Genomic DNA, 20,390 nt, shown 5'->3' with positions numbered 1-20,390 from the left:
CTGATCCCACCTCTGACACGGAAGTAGCGAACATGAGCGAGTCCACCACGATCCGCTGGGAACAGGACGAGACCGGCGTCGTCACCCTGGTCCTCGACGACCCCGACCAGTCCGCCAACACGATGAACCAGGCCTTCAAGGACTCCATCGCGGCGATCGCCGACCGCGCCGAGGCCGAGAAGGACTCCATCCGCGGCATCATCTTCACCTCCGCCAAGAAGACCTTCTTCGCGGGCGGCGACCTCAAGGACATGATCCGGCTGCGCCCCGAACACGCGCAGCTGGCCTTCGACACCGGCACCGCGATCAAGAGCTCGCTGCGCCGGATCGAGACCCTCGGCAAGCCCGTCGTCGCCGCCATCAACGGCGCGGCCCTGGGCGGCGGTTACGAGATCTGCCTCGCCTCCCACCACCGGATCGCCCTCGACGCCCCCGGCTCCAAGATCGGCCTGCCCGAGGTCACCCTCGGCCTGCTCCCGGCCGGCGGCGGCGTCACCCGTACCGTGCGCCTCATGGGCATCGCGGACGCGCTGCTCAAGGTGCTGCTCCAGGGCACCCAGTACAGCCCGCAGCGCGCCCTGGAGAACGGCCTGATCCACGAACTGGCCGCCACCCCCGAGGAGATGCTGGCCAAGGCCCGCGCCTTCATCGATGCGAACCCGGAGTCGAAGCAGCCCTGGGACGTACCCGGCTACCGGATTCCCGGCGGCACGCCGTCGAACCCGAAGTTCGCCGCCAACCTCCCGGCCTTCCCGGCCAACTTGAAGAAGCAGTTGAACGGAGCCCCGTACCCGGCCCCGCGCAACATCCTGGCCTGCGCCGTCGAGGGCTCCCAGGTGGACTTCGAGACCGCGCTGACCATCGAGGCCCGCTACTTCACCGAGCTGGTCACCGGGCAGACCGCCAAGAACATGATCCAGGCGTTCTTCTTCGACCTCCAGGCCGTCAACGCCGGCCGCAGCCGCCCGCAGGGCGTCGAGCCCCGCCGGGTCCGCAAGGTCGCCGTCCTCGGCGCCGGCATGATGGGCGCCGGCATCGCCTACTCCTGCGCCCGCGCGGGCATCGAGGTGGTCCTCAAGGACGTCACCGCCGAGGCCGCCGCCAAGGGCAAGGCGTACTCCGAGAAGCTGCTCGACAAGGCCGTGTCCCGCGGCCGGAGCACCGAGGCCCAGCGCGCCGAGCTGCTCGCCCGGATCACCCCGACCGCCGACGCCGCCGACCTCGCGGGCTGCGACGCCGTCATCGAGGCCGTCTTCGAGGACACCTCCCTCAAGCACAAGGTGTTCCAGGAGATCCAGGACGTCATCGAGCCCGACGCGCTGCTGTGCTCCAACACCTCCACGCTGCCCATCACCGGGCTCGCGGAGGGTGTGAAGCGGCCCGCCGACTTCATCGGCCTGCACTTCTTCTCGCCCGTCGACAAGATGCCGCTGGTGGAGATCATCAAGGGCGAGCGGACCGGCGACGAGGCCATCGCCCGCGCCTTCGACCTGGTCCGCCAGATCAACAAGACCCCGATCGTGGTCAACGACTCGCGCGGCTTCTTCACCTCGCGCGTGATCGGCCAGTTCATCAACGAGGGCGTGGCCATGGTCGGCGAGGGCATCGAGCCCGCCTCCATCGAGCAGGCCGCCGCCCAGGCCGGGTACCCGGCCAAGGTGCTCTCGCTGATGGACGAGCTCACCCTCACCCTCCCGCGCAAGATCCGCAACGAGACCCGCAAGGCATTCGAGGCCGAGGGCCGGGCGTGGGCCGAGCACCCCGCCGACACCGTCATCGACCGGATGGTCGACGAGTTCGGCCGCCCCGGACGCAGCGGCGGGGCCGGCTTCTACGAGTACGACGAGGCGGGCAAGCGCGTCCGCATCTGGCCGGGCCTGCGAGAGCACTTCGCCAAGCCGGACGCCGAGATCCCCTTCGAGGACATGAAGGAGCGGATGCTCTTCTCCGAGGCCCTGGACACCGTCCGCTGCCTCGACGAGGGTGTCCTGACCTCCATCGCCGACGCCAACATCGGCTCCGTCATGGGCATCGGCTTCCCGGCCTGGACCGGCGGCGTGATCCAGTACATCAACGGCTACGAGGGCGGCCTGCCGGGCTTCGTCGCCCGGGCCCGCGAGCTCGCCACCGCGTACGGCGAGCGCTTCACCCCGCCGGCCTCGCTCATCGAGAAGGCCGAGCGCGGCGAGACGTACAGCGACCAGCAGTGACCGCGAAGGCCGGCCGGGTTGCTCCCGGCCGGCCTTTCCCCTGCGTCGCGCCGGTCAGGGCAGGGTCCAGAACTGCCGCGTCACGAGGTAGAAGACGACGACCCAGAACACGATCAGCGCGGTGACGGTGCCGAGGCCGACGAGATTGGTCTTCGCCGGCGATTCGTCCGGCCGGGGCCACAGCCATCGCCCCAGCAGCCGGTTCACGTAGTGGGGCATCGTGAAGAAGCTCATGATGAAGCTCGACAGCAGGTTGCCCACGAGCAGTCCGAACCAGAACGGCCACTTCAGCGGAGACAGGGCGAGGGTCAGCAGCACGACCGTCGGGTACAGGCCGACCCAGACCGCGATGGCGGTCTTGGTCTCCGAGGGCGGCGGAGCTTCCTTGCCGTTCTCGTCGAAGGCGAACCAGCTGCCGAACGAGTTGTCGATCGTACGCAGTTTGAAGTCCTCGAACTTCTTGCCCTCGGCGAGGACCTCCCGCCGCTTGTCCGACGTCAGCCAGGCGTCGAGGTGTTCGGCGTTGTCGTAGCGGTACAGGGTGGTCCACTCGTCCTGAAGGCCCTCGATCGGGCGGAATATCTCGGTCCCGCGGAAGCCTTCGAACTTGCTCTCCTCCTCGCTCATGTGGCGTTGCCAGTCGAGGAAGTCGTCGACATGGTTCGGGTGGACGCGGTGGGTCACCACCACGGTCACGAGCGGATCCGTCGGCTGGGCGCCACCGCTGATCACCTGCTGGGTCGCGGGTCCGTCGAAGTACTCCGCACCGGCGTCGAGGAGGCTCTGCCGGGTCGCGCCGTTCATCCACGCCTGCAGATGGGCCACCGAGTCGAACCGGTAGACGACCACCCAGTCGGGTTGCAGGGCGGTCGGCGGAGAGACCTCGACGCCGAGATGTCCGGGGTATTCGGAGGCAGCGGCATTGACCCGATCCTGCCATTTCTCATACTCCCGCTCCATGCCGGGCCGGACCTTCCGGCCGATGATGACCGTTGCCGCGGCTTCCTCATGCTGCTCGGTGGTCATGGTCTCGGCCCCGTCCGCGCCGACTGGCTCGCGACCAGCCGGCTGTAGATCCGTTCCGGGGTCAGGGGCAGCTCGCGGTAGCGGACGCCCGTGGCGTCGCGGAGGGCGTTCGCCAGCGCGGGGGCCACCGGGTTGATGCAGCATTCCGCCATCCCCTTCGACCGCATGGCCCCGACGGAATCGGAGGAGCCGACCAGGAGCACGTCGGTGCGGGGGACGTCGGCGAAGGTGGGGATCCGGTAGTTGCGCAGGTTCGGGTTGCCCATCGCCCCGTCCGCGTCGACCTGGAAGTTCTCGGTCAGTGCGAACCCGATGCCCATGGCCACACCGCCCTCCACCTGTCCGCGGACCTGCTCGGGGTTGATGAGCACTCCGGCGTCGGCCGCCTGGACGCTGTAGAGGATGCGGACCTCGCCCGTCACCGGGTGGACGGCCACGCGGAACCCCTGGGTGTTGGAGGTGACGCTGCGGGGCGAGCCGTAGGCCTTGCGGGCGGCGGTGAACCGGATGCCCCGGGCCCGGGCCAGGGCGACGAGTTCGGCCAGTGGGACGCGCTCGTCCCCGCAGACGACGTGCTCGTCGTCCATCGAGCACATCACGAGGTGGACGCCCGTGTGCGCGGCGGCGAACTCCAGGATGCGGTCGCGCACCGCGCCCGCCGCCCGGAGCACCGCGTTGCCCGCCACGAAGAGCCCGGCACTCGCGAAGGCGCCGGTGTCGAACCCCGTGCGGTCGGTGTCGGACTGCACGAGGCGGATCCGGGACGGCGTCGTCGCCAGCTGGCTGGCCGCGATCTGCACGTGCGCCGTCGACGTGCCCTCGCCGAATTCGACGGTGCCGACGGCGAGTTCGTACACGAGGTCGTCGCCGAGCGTGATCCAGGCCTCCGAGATGTGCTCCGTCGGGGGCGCCGTCTCGTGCAGGGAGCTCGCGGCGCCGACCCCGACGAGCCATCCGGGTCCGGGGGAGGGCTGGTCGGACGTACGGGCCAGTTCGCCGGCCACCAGGTCGATGCACTTGGCGAGGCCGTCCTCGTTGAACATCACGTCGTCGGGGCCGTCGTGCATCGCGACGAGCGGATCGCCGGGGCGCACGATGTTGCGGCGGCGCAGGTCGAGCGGATCCATGTGCAGGGCGAGGGCCAGCTCGTCCATCGCCGACTCCACGGCGAAGGCCGGCTGCGTCATCCCGTAGCCGCGCAGCGCACCGCTGGGGACGGTGTTCGTGTAGACGGAGTAGGCGTCGTACTTCTTGTTGGGGCAGCGGTAGATCATGACGGCGGCGCCGCCCGCGAACAGCGTCTCGCCGCCGTGGTTGCCGTAGGCGCCCGTGTTGGACACGTTGCGCACCTGGAACGCCGTGAGCGTGCCGTCCGACTTCGCGCCGAGCTTGACCGTCAGCTTCATCGGGTGCCTGGGGGAGGCCGTGGTGAACTCCTCCTCGCGCGTGAACTCAAGACAGACGGGCCGCCCGGTGTCCAGAGTGGCGAGCGCGACCAGGTCCTCAGAGATGACCTCCTGCTTGCCGCCGAAACCGCCGCCGACGCGCTTGCAGAACACGCGGAGCTGGTCGGGGCGCAGCGCGAAGAGGTAGGACAGCTTGACCTTCGCGATCGACGGTGACTGGGAACTGGTGCGGACGTTCAGCCGGCCGTCCTCCATCCAGGCGATCGAGCCGTGGGTCTCCAGGTGCGCGTGCTGTACGCGCGGTGAGAAGTAGGTGCCCTCGTGGATCACGTCGGCCGCGGCGAACCCCGCGTCGACGTCGCCGATGTGCGAGTGGATCTCGACCAGGAGGTTGTGGACGGCATCGCGGACGAACGGGTCCTCCCAGCCGTGCAGTTGGGGTGCCCCGTCGGCCATGGCCGCCTCGGGGTCGAAGACCGCCGGCAGCACCTCGTACTCCACGGCCACCTTCCGGCAGCCCTCCTCGGCCGCCCCGACCGTGTCGGCGAGGACGGCGACGACGCGCTGGCCGACGAAGCGGACCGTGTCGTCGAGGATGTAGGTGTCGTCCGGATCGACGAGGTGGTCGGTGTGGATCGCCGTGGTGTAGCGCCTGCGCGGCACGTCCTCCCAGGTGTAGACGCGGTGCACGCCCGGGACGGCGAGCGCGGCGGTCTTGTCGATCGAGACGATCCGGGCGTGGGCATGGGGCGAGTGCAGCACCTTCAGGTGCAGCATGCCCTCCATCCGGGTGTCCATCGTGAACTCGGCCCGGCCGGTCACCACGTCCTCCGCCGCGGGTGCGCCGACGCTCGTTCCGACGGCCTTGCCCGCAGCGGCCGTCTGCACGTTGGCGACGCCCTTCACGGCGTCCTCGATGGCCCGGTAGCCGGTGCACCGGCAGAGATTGCCCTTCAACGCCCTGGGCAGGTCCGCCTTCTGCGCGTCGGTGAACGTCGTCGACGTCATGATCATCCCGGCGGTGCAGAAGCCGCACTGGAACCCGGGGGCGTCCCGGAACCGGCGCTGAACGGGATGGAGGTCGCCCGGCGAGCCGAGGCCCTCGATCGTGGTCACCTCCCGGCCTTCCGCGCGGAAGGCCGGGGTGATGCAGCTGTGCACCGGAGTGCCGTCCAGCCACACCGTGCACGCTCCGCAGTCGCCCGCGTCGCACCCCTTCTTGACGCCGAAGTGCCCGAGTGCGCGCAGGAAGGTGCGCAGGCACTGTCCGGGGGCCGGTTCCTCGTCGAAGTTCTTGCCGTTCACGAGGTAGGTCATGCCGGGCCCCCAGCGATGAGTTCGCCGCGGATCTCTTCGGCGAAGTGCCGTGTCAGGTGGCGACGGTGACCGGGGGTCCCGTTGGGGTCGTCGAACCAGACGTCGGCGGGGATGGCATCGATGCTCTGCCGCAGGGTGCGGGCATCGGGCATGGAGTCGAAAGCGAGGCGGACGGGCCGCGTGGTGCCGGCCGTGACGGTGAGCAGCAGGTTGCTCGTGCCGGGCGTGTGCGTACCGATGAGGAACACGGTGGAGCGGCCGAGGCGGGTCAGGGCGAAACGGCGGTGTGCGGGGCGTTTGCGCAGGGCGTGTGCCGGAATGTCGATGCGGCGCAGTATTTCCCCCGGACCGAGGATGTTGCGGTTGTTCCCGGTCACGAAGTCGAGGGCGTCGACCGTACGCACGGACCCGTCGGCGGCCCACAGCTCGTACCGCGCTTCGAGCGCGACCGTGAGTGTGATCATCGGGCCCGCCGGCAGGGACAGGCAGATGTTTCCGCCTACGGTGGCCGAGTTCCAGACTTTGAACGAGGACAGGAACGCCTCGCAGGCCGTCGTGATGAGGCTGCCGGCGGTCCATTCGCTCGGCGGGACGAAGGCGTACAGGTCGCGGATGGTGCACGTCGCGCCGATCTCCAGACCTGCGTCGCCGGGCACGAGCGGGTCCCAGGGCAGCGCCGTCAGGTCGACCAGCCGGCGCAGATCCGGCTGCTCGGCGGAGAACAGCCAGGTGCCGCCCGCGAGCCAGGCGTCACCTTCGTTCCAGTCCGTGCCCGGCCGGTCGGACGGCCGGCGGACGACTTCGGTGACGGTGTTCAGGTCCATGGCAAAGTCACCTGGCCGATGCGCGCAGGGAGCGACGCCACCTCGCGGGGCCGGAATCGACCCTCGGCCGTCGCGTCCGCGGGGTTCCGACGCGGGAGCGGTGGTGGGCGCGGAGTCCCTTCCAGCGTACGCAGAACTGCCCGGCTCCGCGCGGCCGGAGCCGGCCCGCTGACGCCGACGCCGACGCCGACGCCGACGCCGACGCCGGCCTCGGCGTCGGCGCGCGGAGCACCGCGACGAGCTAGTCGCCCGAGACGAACGCCGCCCGCAGCTCTTCCTTCAGCGACCGCTGGAAGGCCGTCACCAGCGCCTGCACCACCATCGGCTGCATGTGCGCCGACAGCGCCTTCATCGACTCCACCCGCTCCGGATCGTTCTCGCCCTCCGTGAACGGCCCCCACACCTCGTCCCGGAACAGCGCCGTCAGCTCGTGCGCCGCCGACCTGGTGTGCTCCATCAGGACCTTGCGCGCCGCCAGGATCGTCTCGTGCGCGATCGGCACGTCCAGCAGCGCGACACCCAGCCGCAACAGGCCCACGTCCACCCGGAACCCGTCCCCCGACACGGCGAGCACGTTCATCGCCGTCAGCCGCCCCACGTCGGTGTCCGACAGGCTCCGGCCCGCCCGCTTCTCCAGCTCGGCCCGCGAGACCTCCTGCGGCGAGTCCGGGGCCCAACTGGCGACCAGCGCGCGGTGGATCGCCAGGTCGTGCGCGCTCAGATCGTCGGGCAGCGCGTCCAGGTACCGCTCGATGGCCGACAACGTCATGCCCTGGTGCTGCAACTCCTCGATCAGGGCCAGCCGGGAGAGGTGCTCCGGGCCGTAGTGGCCCACCCGACGAGGACCGATCACGGGAGGGGGCAAAAGCCCGCGCGTGCTGTAGAACCGTACGGTACGGACGGTGACGCCCGCCCTGGCCGCCAGCTCGTCGACGGTGAGCATCGGCTCGGGTGCCTGGTCGGCCATCGTCTTTGCCTCGCTCTCTGCTCCACAGCTTGGGTTCAACAGTATTGCTGTCGCACCAACGATGTGAAACGGCCAGGAGCTGCCCATGACCACGAACCTGCGACTGCCCGGACGACCCGAGGAGCTCACCCTCCCCGCCCTGCTGGCCCGCAACGCCGCCGAGTACGGGGACCTGCCCGCCCTGTCCTGGCGCGCCGGCCCCGAAGCCGCCCAGTGGACGACCCTCAGCTGGCGCGAGGTCCGCCGCCAGACCGCCGTCCTCGCCTCCGGCTACGCCGCCCTCGGCGTCGAGCGCGGCGACCACGTCCTGCTCATGATGGGCAACCGCCCCGAGCACTGGCTCAGCGACCTCGCGCTCGTCCATCTCGGCGCCGTCCCCGTCACCGTGTACGGGACCTCCGCGCCCGGCCAGATCGCCCACATCGCCCGCCACAGCCGTGCCAGGGTCGCGGTCGTCGAGGGCGCCCGCGAGCTCGCCCGGTGGGAGCCGCTGCTGACCGACGCCGATGTGCCCCTGGAGCGGCTGGTCGTGGCCAACGCCGCCGAGGCGGGCCCGCACCGCACGTACGGCTCCCTGTACGCGAGCGGCGCCCGGCTGCACCACGCCGACGCCTTCGAGAAGGCCTGGCAGGAAACGCGCCCCGAGGACCCGCTCACCGTCGTCTACACCTCCGGCACCACCGGCGACCCCAAGGGCGTCCGCCTCAGCCACCGCAACCTCATGCTCCAGGCGGTCCGCCTCGACCGGCACGTGGAACTGCCCGAGCACGCCGAGCACATCTGCTACCTGCCCTTCGCGCACATCGCCGAACGGGTCCTCGGCATCTACCTGCCGCTGCTGCGCGCCGCCCACGTACGGCTGTGCGCCGACCCCGCCGCCGTGTCCGGCGCGGTCCGCGAGCTGCGCCCGGTGCAGTTCTTCGGCGTGCCCCGCGTGTGGGAGAAGCTCGCCGCGTCCGTACGGGCCGTCCTCGCCCAGCTGCCCGACGAGCAGCGCGCCGCCATAGAGGCGGCCAACGACCTGGCCCGGGCCCGGGCCGGCCACCGCGAGCGCGGGGAGGCGATACCGGCCGCGCTCGAAGCCTCGTACACCCGGGCGAAGGAGCGGGCGCTGGACCCGCTGCTGGGCCTGGCGGGCCTGGACCGCCTCGTCTGGACGGCGAGTGCCACCGCGCCGATGCCGATCGACGTGGTCCGCTTCTGGGCGGGCTGGGGGATCACCATCATGGACGCCTGGGGGCTCACCGAGACCTCCGGCGTGTGCACGGTCAACAGCCCGGACGCCTTCCGGCTCGGCTCGGTGGGCCGGCCGATCGAGGGGCTGGAGCTGCGGCTCGCGGAGGACGGGGAGATCCTCACCCGCGGCGAGACCGTCTTCGGCGGCTACCTGCGGCCCGACGGCTCGGTGGAGAGCGCCGCGGACGGCGAGGGCTGGTTTCCGACCGGGGACATCGGCCGGCTCGACGAGGACGGGTTCCTCTGGCTGACCGACCGCAAGAAGGAACTGATCATCACGTCCACGGGCAAGAACGTCTCCCCGGCGCTGGTGGAGAACACCGTCAAGGAGCACCCGCTGATCGGCCAGGCACTGGTCCACGGCGATGCCCGGTCCTACCTGGTGGCCCTGCTGGTCCTCGACCCGGAGCTGGCCCCGGCCTGGGCCGCGGCCCGGGGCATCGAGGCCGCCTCCCTCGGCGAGCTCGCCGAACACCCGGCCGTCCGGGAGGAGATCGCCCGGGCCGTCGAGACGGCCAACGCGCGGCTCAACCGGACCGAGCAGATCAAGCGGTACCGGGTGCTGACCGAAGAGTGGGGCCCCGAGTCGGGCGAGCTCACGCCCTCGCTGAAGCTGCGCCGCCGCGTGGTCCGGGAGAAGTACGGCGCGCTGATCGAAGGCCTCTACGAGACCCGCTGACGCGGGCGGCCCGGTCCGGTGGGCGGCACGCCGCCCACCGGACCGCGGGCCTAGCGGCCGATCAGCGGGTAGTGGTCGGAGAGGTTGGTGTACGTGTAGGAGGTGCCCCAGCTGGAGACCGTCCAAGGCGCCGACTGCTCCTTGACGACGTTGTTCTCCCAGCCCGCCGGGCGGGCGTTGCCCTTGCGGTAGAGGACGTAGTCCAGGTCCTCGCGCGGGTCGGTCGGGTAGCGGTAGTTCGCCATCGAGTTCAGCGCGGTGTCGAAGGAGTACGGGTGGCCCGTGCGCGTGTCGGAGCCGGCCAGGTCCGCGTTGGCGAGCATGGCGGCGTGCTCGGGGGTGCGCGAGTCGACGTTCATGTCGCCCGCCACGATCACCTGCTCGTTCGCCGGGATGTTCTTCCCGTCCAGGAAGGCGTCGATCGCGCGGAACTGGCGGGCGCGCATGTCCGCGGCCTCGCCCGCGCCACAGCCCGGGTCGGTGGACTGGGCGTGCGTGCCGACCACGTGCACCTTGACGCCGTTCACGTTCAGCACGACGTAGGCGAAGCCCTTGTTGGACCACCAGTCGGCGCCACAGGCGTCCTTGTAGACCACCTGCTCCTTGCGGACGATCGGCCACTTGCTCAGGACCGTGACGCCCCCGTCCTCCGGGGTGGTGGAGGAGTACGCGCCGCCCGTGGCGTCCCAGCCGCTCTTGCTGCGGCCGACGACCGGGGTCTGGTACGGGTACTGGGCGGCCGAGTTGGCCTTCAGCGCGTCGGAGGCGCCGTTGTCGAAGGCCTCCTGGAGCACGACCACGTCGTGGCCCTGGTAGAAGGCGGCCTTGGGGATCTCCGCCGCCCGGTGGTCCTGACCCCAGTTCGGGTAGAGGCTCTTGCTCATCAGGAAGACGTTGTACGACAGGACGCTCAGCCGCGGGGCGGAGGCGACCGAGGCCGTGGCGGAGGGGGCGGCCGTGGCGGCCGGCGCCGTGGTGGCGGCCAGCGCGCCGGCGGCGACCACGGCGACGGCAGCGGCGGCCCGGTGACGGCGGTGCGAGGTGTGCTGCATGGGGTCTCCATCATTCCTGCGGGGGAAGATCGGCTCCGTCATCCAAGCAGCCACGGTTACCTCTGGGTAACACCCGTGACAAGACTTTCTGTCCGGCCCGGGGACATCTGGCTCTCGCATACTGGTCACATGAGCACAACGGCAGCGAACACATCGGAAGGCCGCCCCGCGCGGGCCCGCACCGACCCCGAGCCGCCCCCGCCCGGCGGGGTGCTGTGGACCACCGCCGGGGACATCAGGTCCCTGCTGACGCTGCCCGCCGCCTTCACCCTCCAGGTCGCCCACCCCGCGGTCGGGGCGGGGGTCGACCAGTACTCGGTCTTCCGCACCGACCCCTGGGGGCGCGGCGAGCGCTCGCTGCGCTCCGTCCAGCTGTGGGTGTACGGCGGGGACGAGGCCGCCGCCGAGGGCCGCAGGGTCCGCCGCCTGCACGGGGAGATCCAGGGCACCGACACCCGGGGGCGCCCCTATCACTCCCTCGACCCGGCCTGCTACGCCTGGGTGCACGCCACGGGGTTCCCCATCGCCCTGTACGCCGGGCGCTACCTCTTCCGCCGCATCAGCCCCGCCAACGAGCGGCAGCTCTACCGGGAGTGGCTCCAGGTCGGCCGGATCCTCGGTCTGCGCGACCGGGACATGCCGCAGACGGTCGAGGAGTTCTGGCCGTACTACCGCCGGATGCTGGCCGAGGAGATCGAGCCGACCGCGGTCGCCCGCGAGCTGCTCGCCACCGATGTGCCGCTGCCCCGCCCCGAGGTCGGCCCGCTGCCGGTGCGGCTGCTGGTGCGGCTCACCTGGCCCGTGCTGCGCGTGGCCTACCTGCGCTTCCGGGCCTTCGTCACCGTCGGCTACATGCCGCCCGACGCGCGCGCGGCCATCGGGCTGGAGTGGAGCCCGGCCCAGGAGCGCAGGCTCCGGCGGTTCAGCACGGCCGCACGGCTCCTCGTACCACTGCTCCCCGAGAAGCTGCGGTACCTGCCCGTCGCGCGGGCGGCGCGGGCCCGATGGCGCGCCGCCGCCCGCTGACGGGGGTCAGCGCCCGTCGCTCCCGGTCCTGTTCCCGTGCCCGTGGTCGTGGTCGTGGATCGTGTTCGTCTCCGCGATCTTCTTCCAGGACTTCGGCTCCGTCTTCGTCACCGGCGCCGAGAAGGAACGGGCCGTGGCGGCCGGCGCCGCGGGGTTCAGCGCCGAGGCGTCCGGCTTGCCCGGGGTGTAGAGCCAGGTGTCGAACAGCTGGGCCAGCGGCCGCCCGGACACCTTCTCCGCATAGGCGACGAAGTCCGCCACCTTGGCGTTGCCGTAGGTGCGCTCGGCCGGCCAGCCCTTGAGGATCTGGAAGAACTTCTCGTCGCCGATGTGGTTGCGCAGCGCCTGGAGGGCGATCCCGCCGCGGTCGTAGACGGCACCGTGGAACTGGTTCTCCGGACCCGGGTCACCGGGCTTGACCTGCCAGAACGGGTCTTCCGCCGGGCGTGTGGAGTAGGCCCAGTCGGCGAGCTCCTGCGCGGTGCCCTCCCCCTCCTTCTCCGACCACAGCCACTGGCTGTAGCGGGCGAAGCCCTCGTTGATCCAGATGTCCTTCCAGCCCTCGACGGAGACGCTGTCTCCGTACCACTGGTGGGCCAGCTCGTGCACTACCACCGAGACGTTCGCGCCGTTCTGGAACTGGCGCGGACCGTAGAACGGCCGCGTCTGGGTCTCCAGCGCGTAGCCGGCGGTCACGTTCGGCACGTAGCCGCCCAGCGCGTTGAAGGGGTACGGACCGAACACCCCCTCCAGCCACTCGGCGACCTCGGCTGTCCGCTCCACGCTCGCGCGCGCCGCGCCCGCGTTGTCGCCTAGGTCCTTGCTGTAGGCGTTGAGGACCGGCAGACCGCTCGCCGTCTTGTCGGTGGTGATGTCGAACCTGCCGACCGCGAGGGTGGCGAGGTACGTGGCCTGCGGCTTGTTGGACCGCCAGTTGTACCGGGTCCAGCCGAGCCGCGAAGTCTGCGACTGGAGCACGCCGTTGCTGATCGCCTGGGTGCCGTCCGGGACGTTGACCGAGACGTCGAACGTGGCCTTGTCGAGCGGGTGGTCGTTGCTCGGGAACCACCAGACCGCAGAGTCGGGCTCCTGCGCCGCCACGCCGCCGTCGGGCGTGCGCTGCCAGGCAGTCCAGCCGTCCACCTTCAGCTCGGAGGGCTTCCCGGCGTACTTGACGACGACGGTCAGCGGGGTGTTGCGCGCCAGGGGCTTCGCCGGGGTGACCTCCAGCTCGTGGGTCCCGGAAGTGGCGAACTTCGCCTTGGCCCCGTTGACCCGGACCTCGCTGACCTGGAGGCCGAAGTCGAGGTTAAAGCGGGACAGGTCCTGCTTGGCGGTGGCGAGGAGGGTGGCGGTGCCTTCGAGCAGGTCCGTCTTCGGCTGGTACTGCAGGCGCAGGTCGTAGTGCGACACGTCGTATCCGCCGTTGCCGCTGGCCGGGTAGTAGGGATCACCGATACCCGGGGCGCCCGGACCGGAACTCGCCGCCGACGCCGGGATCACCAGCAGCAGGGAAGCGGCGAGCACGCTCGGGGCGATGACTTTGCGGTGCACGAATGGCTCCAAGTGGTAGGGGAGACAGAGCGGTTCAAGGCCTTGCCGTTCGACCGTATTCACCCGTGACGGCCCACGTCATGTCCATGGCCCCCGCTGTCACACGATCGCCATCCGGCCGTCACGGGGCGCGGGACGCTGCCGCGAAAGCGCCGGGGACGCAGTGCGCCGGACGCACCCCGCCGGCCACCCGGTGCTGTCGGGCCAGGGCGCGTGGCCTGCGGCGCAGGCGGCGGCCCAGTGCCCCGCCGGCGCACGCGCGCCGAAGCCGGGGAGCGTGCCGAGCACGAGGAAGGCCCCCTCCGAGGAGCCACATCCGGGCCTCCGGATCGGCTGGATCCGGCCGTGCCCCGCCCCGGCCGCGCCTGGTCCGCGTCCCGGGCTCCGGCTGCCGGAACCGCAGCCGGACCTGGCCGACATACCGAACAGTCGGTAACCTGCCGTTCATGACTCTTCCCCCGCTCGCCGCACGGCACTGCTGGCACGCCGCGATCAACCCGCTGCACTCCACCGTCTACTTCTCGCCGGACACCACCAAGGAGTTCGCGGGCCTCGGGATCACCGACCCCGTCGCCGTCAACCTCGCACACCGCTCCGCCGCCATGGGCGCCGTCGGGGCGGGCACGGTGACCGCCACGTTCTACAACTACCGCCACGACCTCGTCGCCCGGCACCTCCCCGCCGTCTGGGACACCGCCACGCCCGAACAGGCCGTCGCCGCCCGGCTGCGCGCCGCCGACGCCACCCTGCGCCGGCTGCTCGGCACCGAGACCATCGAGTCGCCCGAGCTCGCCGAGGCCGCCGACCTGGCGATACGCGCCACCGAGGGCTGTACCCGGCACGCCCGTCCCCTCTACGCGGCCCACGCCGACCTTCCCGTACCCGAGGAACCGCACCTTCGCCTGTGGCACGCGACCACCCTGCTGCGCGAGCACCGCGGCGACGGCCACCTCGCCGCCCTGCTCATCGCCGGCCTGGACCCGCTCGAAGCCCTGGTCAGCCACACCGCCACCGGCAAGGGCATGACCCCGAAGTGGCTCAAGGCCATCCGCGGCTGGGAGCAGTCCGACCTGGACGCCGCTGCCGCACGGCTCCGCGAGCGCGGCGTGCTCGACGCCGACGGCGAGCTGACCGAGGAGGGCGCGGCCCTGCGCGAGCGGCTGGAGACGGAGACCGACCGCCTCGACGCGGCCCCCTACGAGCACCTCGGGGCGGCCGGCCTGGCCCGCCTCGCGGAACTCGGCGGCGGCTTCGTGGCCAAGGCGGTCATGGCCGGAGCCTTCCCGGCGGGCCTGCGCGGCAAGGCCTGACCGGCGGGGCCTGACCGCGCCTGACCGGGCCCGCACCGGCTCCGCACCGGCTCCGCACCGGCTCCGCACCGGTCCCGCACCGGTCCCGCACCGGGCCCCGCGGCCGCGCTCTGGCGGGCTTACCGTCCCCCGTCGCGGCCACCTGCCACAATTGGCAGCCTTCCAGTGCAAACGAAGGCAGGCGGGACCCGATCGTGACGACGTCCATCGAAGGCAGGATCGCCGAGGAACTCGGCGTACGGGAGCGGCAGGTCAAGGCCGCCGTCGAGCTGCTCGACGGCGGCTCCACCGTGCCGTTCATCGCGCGCTACCGCAAGGAAGCGACCGAGATGCTCGACGACGCCCAGCTGCGCACCCTCGAGGAGCGGCTGCGGTATCTGCGCGAGCTGGAGGACCGGCGCTCCGCGATCCTGGACTCCGTACGGGAACAGGGCAAGCTCGACGCCGAGCTGGAGGCGCGGATCAACGCGGCCGACACCAAGGCCCGGCTGGAGGACATCTACCTGCCCTTCAAGCCCAAGCGGCGCACCAAGGCGCAGATCGCCCGGGAGGCCGGTCTGGAGCCGCTCGCCGAGGCCCTCCTCGGCGACCCCTCGGTGGAACCCGCCGCCGCGGCCGCCGCGTTCGTGGACGCCGGCAAGGGCGTCGCCGACGCGGCCGCGGCCCTGGAGGGCGCCCGCGCCATCCTCACCGAGCGGTTCGCCGAGGACGCGGACCTGATCGGCGAACTGCGCGAGCGCATGTGGAGCCGCGGACGGCTCGCCGCGAAGGTCCGCGAGGGCAAGGAGGAGGCGGGCGCCAAGTTCGCCGACTACTTCGACTTCGCCGAGCCGTTCACCGCACTGCCCTCGCACCGCGTCCTCGCCATGCTGCGCGGCGAGAAGGAGGACGTCCTCGACCTCACCCTGGAGCCGGAGGACCGCGAAGACACGGCGACCCCCGGCCCGTCCACGTACGAGGGCATGATCGCCCGCCGCTCCGGCATCGCCGATCGCGGCCGGCCCGGCGACAAGTGGCTGGCCGACACGGTCCGCTGGGCCTGGCGAACGAAGATCCAGGTGCACCTCGGCATCGACCTGCGGACCAGGCTGCGCGCCGCCGCCGAGGACGAGGCCGTACGGGTCTTCGCCGCGAACCTGCGCGACCTGCTGCTCGCCGCCCCCGCCGGCACCCGGGCCACGCTCGGTCTGGACCCGGGCTTCCGTACCGGCGTGAAGGTCGCCGTCGTGGACGCCACCGGCAAGGTCGTGGCCACGGACGTCATCTACCCGCACGTGCCCGCCAACAAGTGGGACGAGTCCCTCGCCAAGCTCGCCCGCCTCGCGAAGGAGCACGCGGTCGAGCTGATCGCGATCGGCAACGGCACGGCCTCCCGCGAGACCGACAAGCTCGCCGGGGACCTCATCACCCGCCACCCCGAGCTGCGGCTCACCAAGGTGATGGTCTCGGAGGCCGGTGCCTCCGTGTACTCGGCGTCCGCCTTCGCCTCGCAGGAACTGCCAGGCATGGACGTGTCGTTGCGCGGCGCGGTCTCCATCGCCCGGCGCCTGCAGGACCCGCTCGCCGAGCTGGTGAAGATCGACCCGAAGTCGATCGGCGTCGGCCAGTACCAGCACGACCTGTCCGAGGTGAAGCTCTCCCGCTCGCTCGACGCGGTCGTCGAGGACTGTGTGAACGGCGTCGGCGTGGACGTCAACACCGCCTCCGCGCCGCTGCTCTCGCGCGTGTCGGGCATCAGCGGCGGACTCGCCGAGAACATCGTCTCCCACCGCGACGCCAACGGCCCCTTCCGCAGCCGCAAGGGGCTCAAGGACGTGGCCCGGCTGGGCCCGAAGGCGTACGAGCAGTGCGCGGGCTTCCTGCGGATCCGCGGCGGGGACGACCCGCTGGACGCCTCCGCGGTGCACCCCGAGGCGTATCCGGTGGTCCGGGCGATGGGCAAGACGGCCGGCGGCGAGGTGGCGGCCCTGATCGGCAACACCGGCGTACTGCGCTCCCTGCGGCCGGAGCAGTTCGTCACCGAGGCCTTCGGTCTGCCCACGGTCACCGACATCCTGCGCGAGCTGGAGAAGCCGGGCCGCGACCCGCGCCCCGCTTTCAAGACGGCGACCTTCAAGGAGGGCGTGGAGAAGATCGGCGACCTGGCCCCCGGGATGATCCTGGAAGGCGTGGTCACCAACGTGGCCGCCTTCGGTGCCTTCATCGACATCGGCGTCCACCAGGACGGACTGGCCCATGTCTCGGCGCTGTCGAAGACCTTCGTCAAGGACCCCCGGGACGTGGTCAAGCCGGGCGACATCGTCCGCGTGAAGGTCATGGACGTGGACATCCCGCGCAAGCGGATCTCACTGACCCTGCGGCTGGAGGACGAGGCGGACCGTTCCGCCGGTGCGCCCGGGCAGCGTGAGGTACGGCAGGAGCGGCGGGGCGGCGGCCGTCCGCCGCAGCAGCGCGGCGGCGCGGGCGCCCGCGAGGGCGGGGGCAGGAACCAGGCCCAGCGCGGCCAGGGCGGCGGCCAGGGCCAGCGACAGGGCGCCGGAGCACCCGCCCCCGCGCCCGCCAACAGCGCGATGGCCGACGCCCTGCGCCGCGCCGGTCTGACCGGACCCGAGGAGCGCCGCCGCAAGCGGTAAGGGTGGCTTGCGGCCACCCCGGCGTGTGAGGTCCGTGTACAGGTTGGCCGAATAGGTCCCCCACCACGGGACTTGCCTTGCCAATTCCCGTACAAGATCTGTAGGCATGGTGGAACGCCCGTTCGTCACCCGGCGGACGGGCATCCGCATTTCCCCTCAGGACCGCATTCCCCGAGGCCGCCTTGAAGGCACAGGACACCATGCCCATGCCCGCACACGCCTACCGACGCTGCCCGAGAAAGGGTCCGAAGAGGGATCACATGCCCCACCGGCAACTCAGCCTGCGTAAACGGTGCGAGAACATTATCGGCCATCTGGAATTGACCCACCCCTTTTCACTCGACGCCCTGTGCGGCCGAATAGCCGAACAGCGTGGCCGCCCCATCCGGCTCCACCCCCTCCCCAAGGAGGCGGCGGAGTCCGGAGTCTGCGGACTGTGGGTCGGCACCGACAGCGTCGACTACGTCTTCTACGAGGCGCAGACCACCCCGCTCCACCGGGAGCACATCGTGCTCCACGAGCTCGGCCACATCCTCTTCGGCCACCACTCCCTGGAGGGCGAGGAGGCCGACGGCGGAGCCCCCACCGTGCTCGGGCGCACCAACTACACCACCCGCCAGGAGCAGGAGGCGGAGATGCTCGCCAGCATGATCCGCATCCGCACGGCGAACGCGGGCCCTCAGTCGGCCCCCCGGCCCCGCGGCACGCTGGCCCGGCTGGAATCCGCGATGGGCTACGAGTGGGGCAACGATGGCTGCTGACCTGACCGCCTTCGGCAACTGGCTGTCGGTTCCCAGCGTGGTGTTCCTGTGGATCGCGGTCCTCCTCCGCGCCCCCGGCGCCCTGCGCTCCCGGCAGCAGCGCGGCCTGTGGCTGGCCGTCGCCACGGCCGCCGCGGCGATGACCCTGAACCTTCCCGACGTCGTCGCCTACGCGATGAGCCGCGAGGCCGCCTACGCCCACACCATCGGACTCGTACGCAACCTCATCGGCGTCCTTTCCGCCGGTGCCGTCCTCTATTTCGTGGCCGCCGCCACCGGCCGCCGCCGGCTCCAGCTCGCCTCCTGGACCGCCACGGCGGGCTGGCTCACCGCGCTCGTCGCGCTGGACCTGGCCGCGCCCGCGCACGGCACGCACACCATGCCGCCGGTGGGCGATCCGGTGCCCTCCCTCGCGTACTGGCTGGTGCTGATCTCCGCCCACCTGGCCGCCAACACCATCTGCGTCTCCCTGTGCTGGCGTTACAGCCGCCGCACCGAGAGCCGGGGACTGGCCGCCGGACTGCGGCTCTTCGGCCTCGGGACCGCGCTCGCCGGCCTGTTCTGGCTCGCGTACCTGCTCAAGGCCCTGTTCGGCAGCACCTGGGCGATGCCCGCCCTGCCGCTGATGATGAACGTGCACGGCCTGCTGCGCGCCGCCGGGATCCTCGTGCCTACCCTCTTCACCTTCCGCCGCACGGCCGCCGACATCGCGACCGCATGGCGGCTGTGGCCGCTGTGGCGCGACCTGGTCCAGGCCGTCCCGCACGTGGCCCTGAACAAGCCGCGGGCCGGGCGGGTGGTCGAGCTGCTGTGGCCGCCGGTCCCGCGCAACCTGCTCGTGTACCGCAAGGTCATCGAGACGCGCGACGCGATCCTGATCCTCGGGGAGTACGTCTCCCCGGGTGCCCTGGAGCTCGCCCGCGGCCAGGTCGCCGGCCGCGGGGTCCCCGAGCAGCGGCGCACCGCGGCCGCGCTGGCCTCCGTACTGAAGGAGGCGCGGCGGACGAAACTCGACGGACTGCCCGGACAGCCGGGCGACGCGGCCGGCCTGGAGCTGACCGCCGCGATCCAGACCTCCGACGAAAGCGGGGACCTGGCGGACGAGGCCCGGTTCCTCGTCGACGTCGCCCAGGAGTACACCGCACGCCGTGACGTGTCCGACCGCCGGGAAGTGAAGCCGTCTTGACCACCGTACTGATCACCGGGGCCAGCGCCGGACTGGGCGCGGCCTTCGCCCGGGGCTTCGCCGCCAAGGGCTGCGACCTGGTCCTCGTCGCCCGCGACAAGGACCGGCTGCAGGCCGTCGCGCGGGAACTCGCCCGGGATTTCGGCACGGCGTCCGAGGTGCTGCCCGCCGACCTGCTGGACGCGGCGGACTGCGCGGCCGTCGCCGAGCGGCTGTCCGACCGGGCCCGGCCGGTGGACATCCTGGTCAACAACGCGGGCTTCGGACTGCCCGCGCCCTTCCCGTACGGCCCGGTCGAGGACGAGGAGCGGATGCTCGACCTGCTGGTGAAGGTCCCGCTCCGGCTCACCCACGCCGTGCTGCCGGGCCTGCGCGAGCGCCGCCGGGGCGCGGTGGTCAACGTCTCCTCGGTGGCCGGGCTGCTGCCGACCGGCACCTACGGGGCCGCCAAGGCCTGGATCACCGCGTTCAGCGAGTCGTTGCGGGTGGACATGGCGCCGTACGGCGTCCGCGTGCTGGCGGTTGTCCCGGGCTTCACGCGCACCGAGTTCCAGGAACGCGCCGGGATGGACGTCAGCGCACTGCGCGAGGCGGTCTGGCTGGAGCCGGGGGCCGTGGTCGACCAGGCCCTGCGCGACCTCGCCCTGCGCCGCCCGCTGAGCATCACGGGCCGCCGCTACCAGGCGTACGCGCTGGCCGCCCGCCACCTCCCGCGCAGCTTCGTGGCGCGCAGGATGGCCCGCACCCGGCGCGCCCCGGCAGACCGGCCGGACGAGCGCTGAGGCTACGGCAGCCCGATGCGCGGCCCGGTGGAACGGGTCCGCGCAGGGCGTGCTGTGAGGGAATCAGTAGCCGTGTCCGTGGCCGTGTCCGTGGCCGCGTCCGTGTCCTCCCCAACCGTAGTCGTCGTCGTCATCGTCGTCCCAGCCGCCGTGACGCCAGCCGCTGTAGTGGCTGCCGTAGTCGTCATCGTCGTCGTCGCAGCCGCCGCCGTTGACGTAGCTGACGGGCTGGGCAGGGGCCGCCGCCGAGGCGGTGCCCGCCGTGCCGAACGCAGCCCCACCGGCCATCAGGAGACCGGCGGCGGAGGCCACGAAGAGGCGCTTCGCTCTCTGTGCATGCATGGGTATTCCCTTTCCTTCCACCCTTCCGCACCTCGACGAGGCACGAAGGGGGCGGAACCGCGGCCGCAGAAACAGAATG

General features: G+C 71.6%; 15 protein-coding genes. 8 read left to right on the top strand and 7 right to left on the bottom strand.

Annotated elements, in window-relative coordinates; genetic code table 11:
• The first annotated feature begins 32 nt into the window (after positions 1-32).
• Entirely contained in the window at positions 33-2,210 is a 2,178-nt protein-coding gene (locus AB0D48_RS05900) for a 3-hydroxyacyl-CoA dehydrogenase NAD-binding domain-containing protein (RefSeq protein ID WP_362391219.1), read from the top strand.
• 54 nt (positions 2,211-2,264) lie between these two features.
• Here AB0D48_RS05900 and AB0D48_RS05895 read toward each other — a convergent pair whose 3' ends face one another.
• The 4 genes from AB0D48_RS05895 to AB0D48_RS05880 form a co-directional block, all read right to left on the bottom strand.
• Positions 2,265-3,236 (bottom strand): antibiotic biosynthesis monooxygenase, encoded by a 972-nt coding sequence (locus AB0D48_RS05895; RefSeq protein WP_362391217.1) that lies wholly within the window; start codon positions 3,234-3,236, stop codon positions 2,265-2,267.
• Entirely contained in the window at positions 3,233-5,959 is a 2,727-nt protein-coding gene (locus AB0D48_RS05890) for a molybdopterin cofactor-binding domain-containing protein (RefSeq protein ID WP_362391215.1), read from the bottom strand. The genes AB0D48_RS05895 and AB0D48_RS05890 overlap by 4 nt, the downstream gene beginning before the upstream one ends.
• Entirely contained in the window at positions 5,956-6,783 is an 828-nt protein-coding gene (locus AB0D48_RS05885) for an FAD binding domain-containing protein (protein WP_362391213.1), read from the bottom strand. Before AB0D48_RS05885 ends, AB0D48_RS05890 begins: the two co-directional genes overlap by 4 nt.
• A gap of 241 nt (positions 6,784-7,024) precedes the next feature.
• Positions 7,025-7,750, bottom strand: a complete 726-nt coding sequence (locus AB0D48_RS05880; RefSeq protein ID WP_362391211.1) for a MerR family transcriptional regulator — start codon at positions 7,748-7,750, stop codon at positions 7,025-7,027.
• A gap of 85 nt (positions 7,751-7,835) precedes the next feature.
• Between AB0D48_RS05880 and AB0D48_RS05875 the strand changes: the two genes are divergently transcribed.
• On the top strand, positions 7,836-9,665 hold the full coding sequence (locus AB0D48_RS05875; protein WP_362391209.1) for an AMP-dependent synthetase/ligase: 1,830 nt from the start codon (positions 7,836-7,838) through the stop codon (positions 9,663-9,665).
• A 50-nt stretch (positions 9,666-9,715) separates the two neighbouring features.
• On the opposite strand, the gene sph is transcribed toward AB0D48_RS05875, so the two are convergent.
• On the bottom strand, positions 9,716-10,717 hold the full coding sequence (gene sph, locus AB0D48_RS05870) for a sphingomyelin phosphodiesterase (protein ID WP_362391207.1): 1,002 nt from the start codon (positions 10,715-10,717) through the stop codon (positions 9,716-9,718).
• Between the two features lie 129 nt (positions 10,718-10,846).
• On the opposite strand from sph, the gene AB0D48_RS05865 reads away from it, so the two are divergent.
• A complete protein-coding gene (locus tag AB0D48_RS05865; RefSeq protein ID WP_362391205.1) occupies positions 10,847-11,743 on the top strand; it encodes an oxygenase MpaB family protein in 897 nt (298 codons plus the stop codon).
• Between the two features lie 6 nt (positions 11,744-11,749).
• On the opposite strand, the gene AB0D48_RS05860 is transcribed toward AB0D48_RS05865, so the two are convergent.
• Complete coding sequence (locus tag AB0D48_RS05860) at positions 11,750-13,297, bottom strand: M1 family metallopeptidase (protein WP_362391203.1); 1,548 nt, start codon at positions 13,295-13,297, stop codon at positions 11,750-11,752.
• Positions 13,298-13,743: 446 nt separating this feature from the next.
• Here AB0D48_RS05860 and AB0D48_RS05855 point away from each other — a divergent pair, with 446 nt between their 5' ends.
• The 5 genes from AB0D48_RS05855 (at position 13,744) to AB0D48_RS05835 (ending at position 19,969) form a co-directional block, all read left to right on the top strand.
• Positions 13,744-14,607, top strand: coding sequence for a hypothetical protein (locus AB0D48_RS05855; RefSeq protein WP_362391201.1), 864 nt, complete (start codon positions 13,744-13,746; stop codon positions 14,605-14,607).
• A gap of 194 nt (positions 14,608-14,801) precedes the next feature.
• Entirely contained in the window at positions 14,802-17,240 is a 2,439-nt protein-coding gene (locus tag AB0D48_RS05850; RefSeq protein ID WP_362391199.1) for a Tex family protein, read from the top strand.
• A 320-nt stretch (positions 17,241-17,560) separates the two neighbouring features.
• A complete protein-coding gene (locus tag AB0D48_RS05845) occupies positions 17,561-18,001 on the top strand; it encodes a hypothetical protein (RefSeq protein ID WP_362391197.1) in 441 nt (146 codons plus the stop codon).
• Positions 17,991-19,187 carry an MAB_1171c family putative transporter gene (locus tag AB0D48_RS05840; protein WP_362391195.1) on the top strand — a complete coding sequence of 399 codons (1,197 nt, stop codon included), beginning with the start codon at positions 17,991-17,993 and terminating at the stop codon, positions 19,185-19,187. The genes AB0D48_RS05845 and AB0D48_RS05840 overlap by 11 nt, the downstream gene beginning before the upstream one ends.
• Complete coding sequence (locus AB0D48_RS05835; RefSeq protein WP_362391193.1) at positions 19,184-19,969, top strand: SDR family NAD(P)-dependent oxidoreductase; 786 nt, start codon at positions 19,184-19,186, stop codon at positions 19,967-19,969. The genes AB0D48_RS05840 and AB0D48_RS05835 overlap by 4 nt, the downstream gene beginning before the upstream one ends.
• A 63-nt stretch (positions 19,970-20,032) precedes the next feature.
• Here the strand turns inward: AB0D48_RS05835 and AB0D48_RS05830 are convergent, their stop codons facing one another.
• A complete protein-coding gene (locus AB0D48_RS05830) occupies positions 20,033-20,311 on the bottom strand; it encodes a hypothetical protein (protein WP_362391191.1) in 279 nt (92 codons plus the stop codon).
• Positions 20,312-20,390 lie beyond the last annotated feature (79 nt).

Source organism: Streptomyces sp. NPDC048269 (assembly GCF_040652395.1).
Classification (GTDB): domain Bacteria; phylum Actinomycetota; class Actinomycetes; order Streptomycetales; family Streptomycetaceae; genus Streptomyces.
This window is presented reverse-complemented; position numbering and strand designations above follow the sequence as displayed.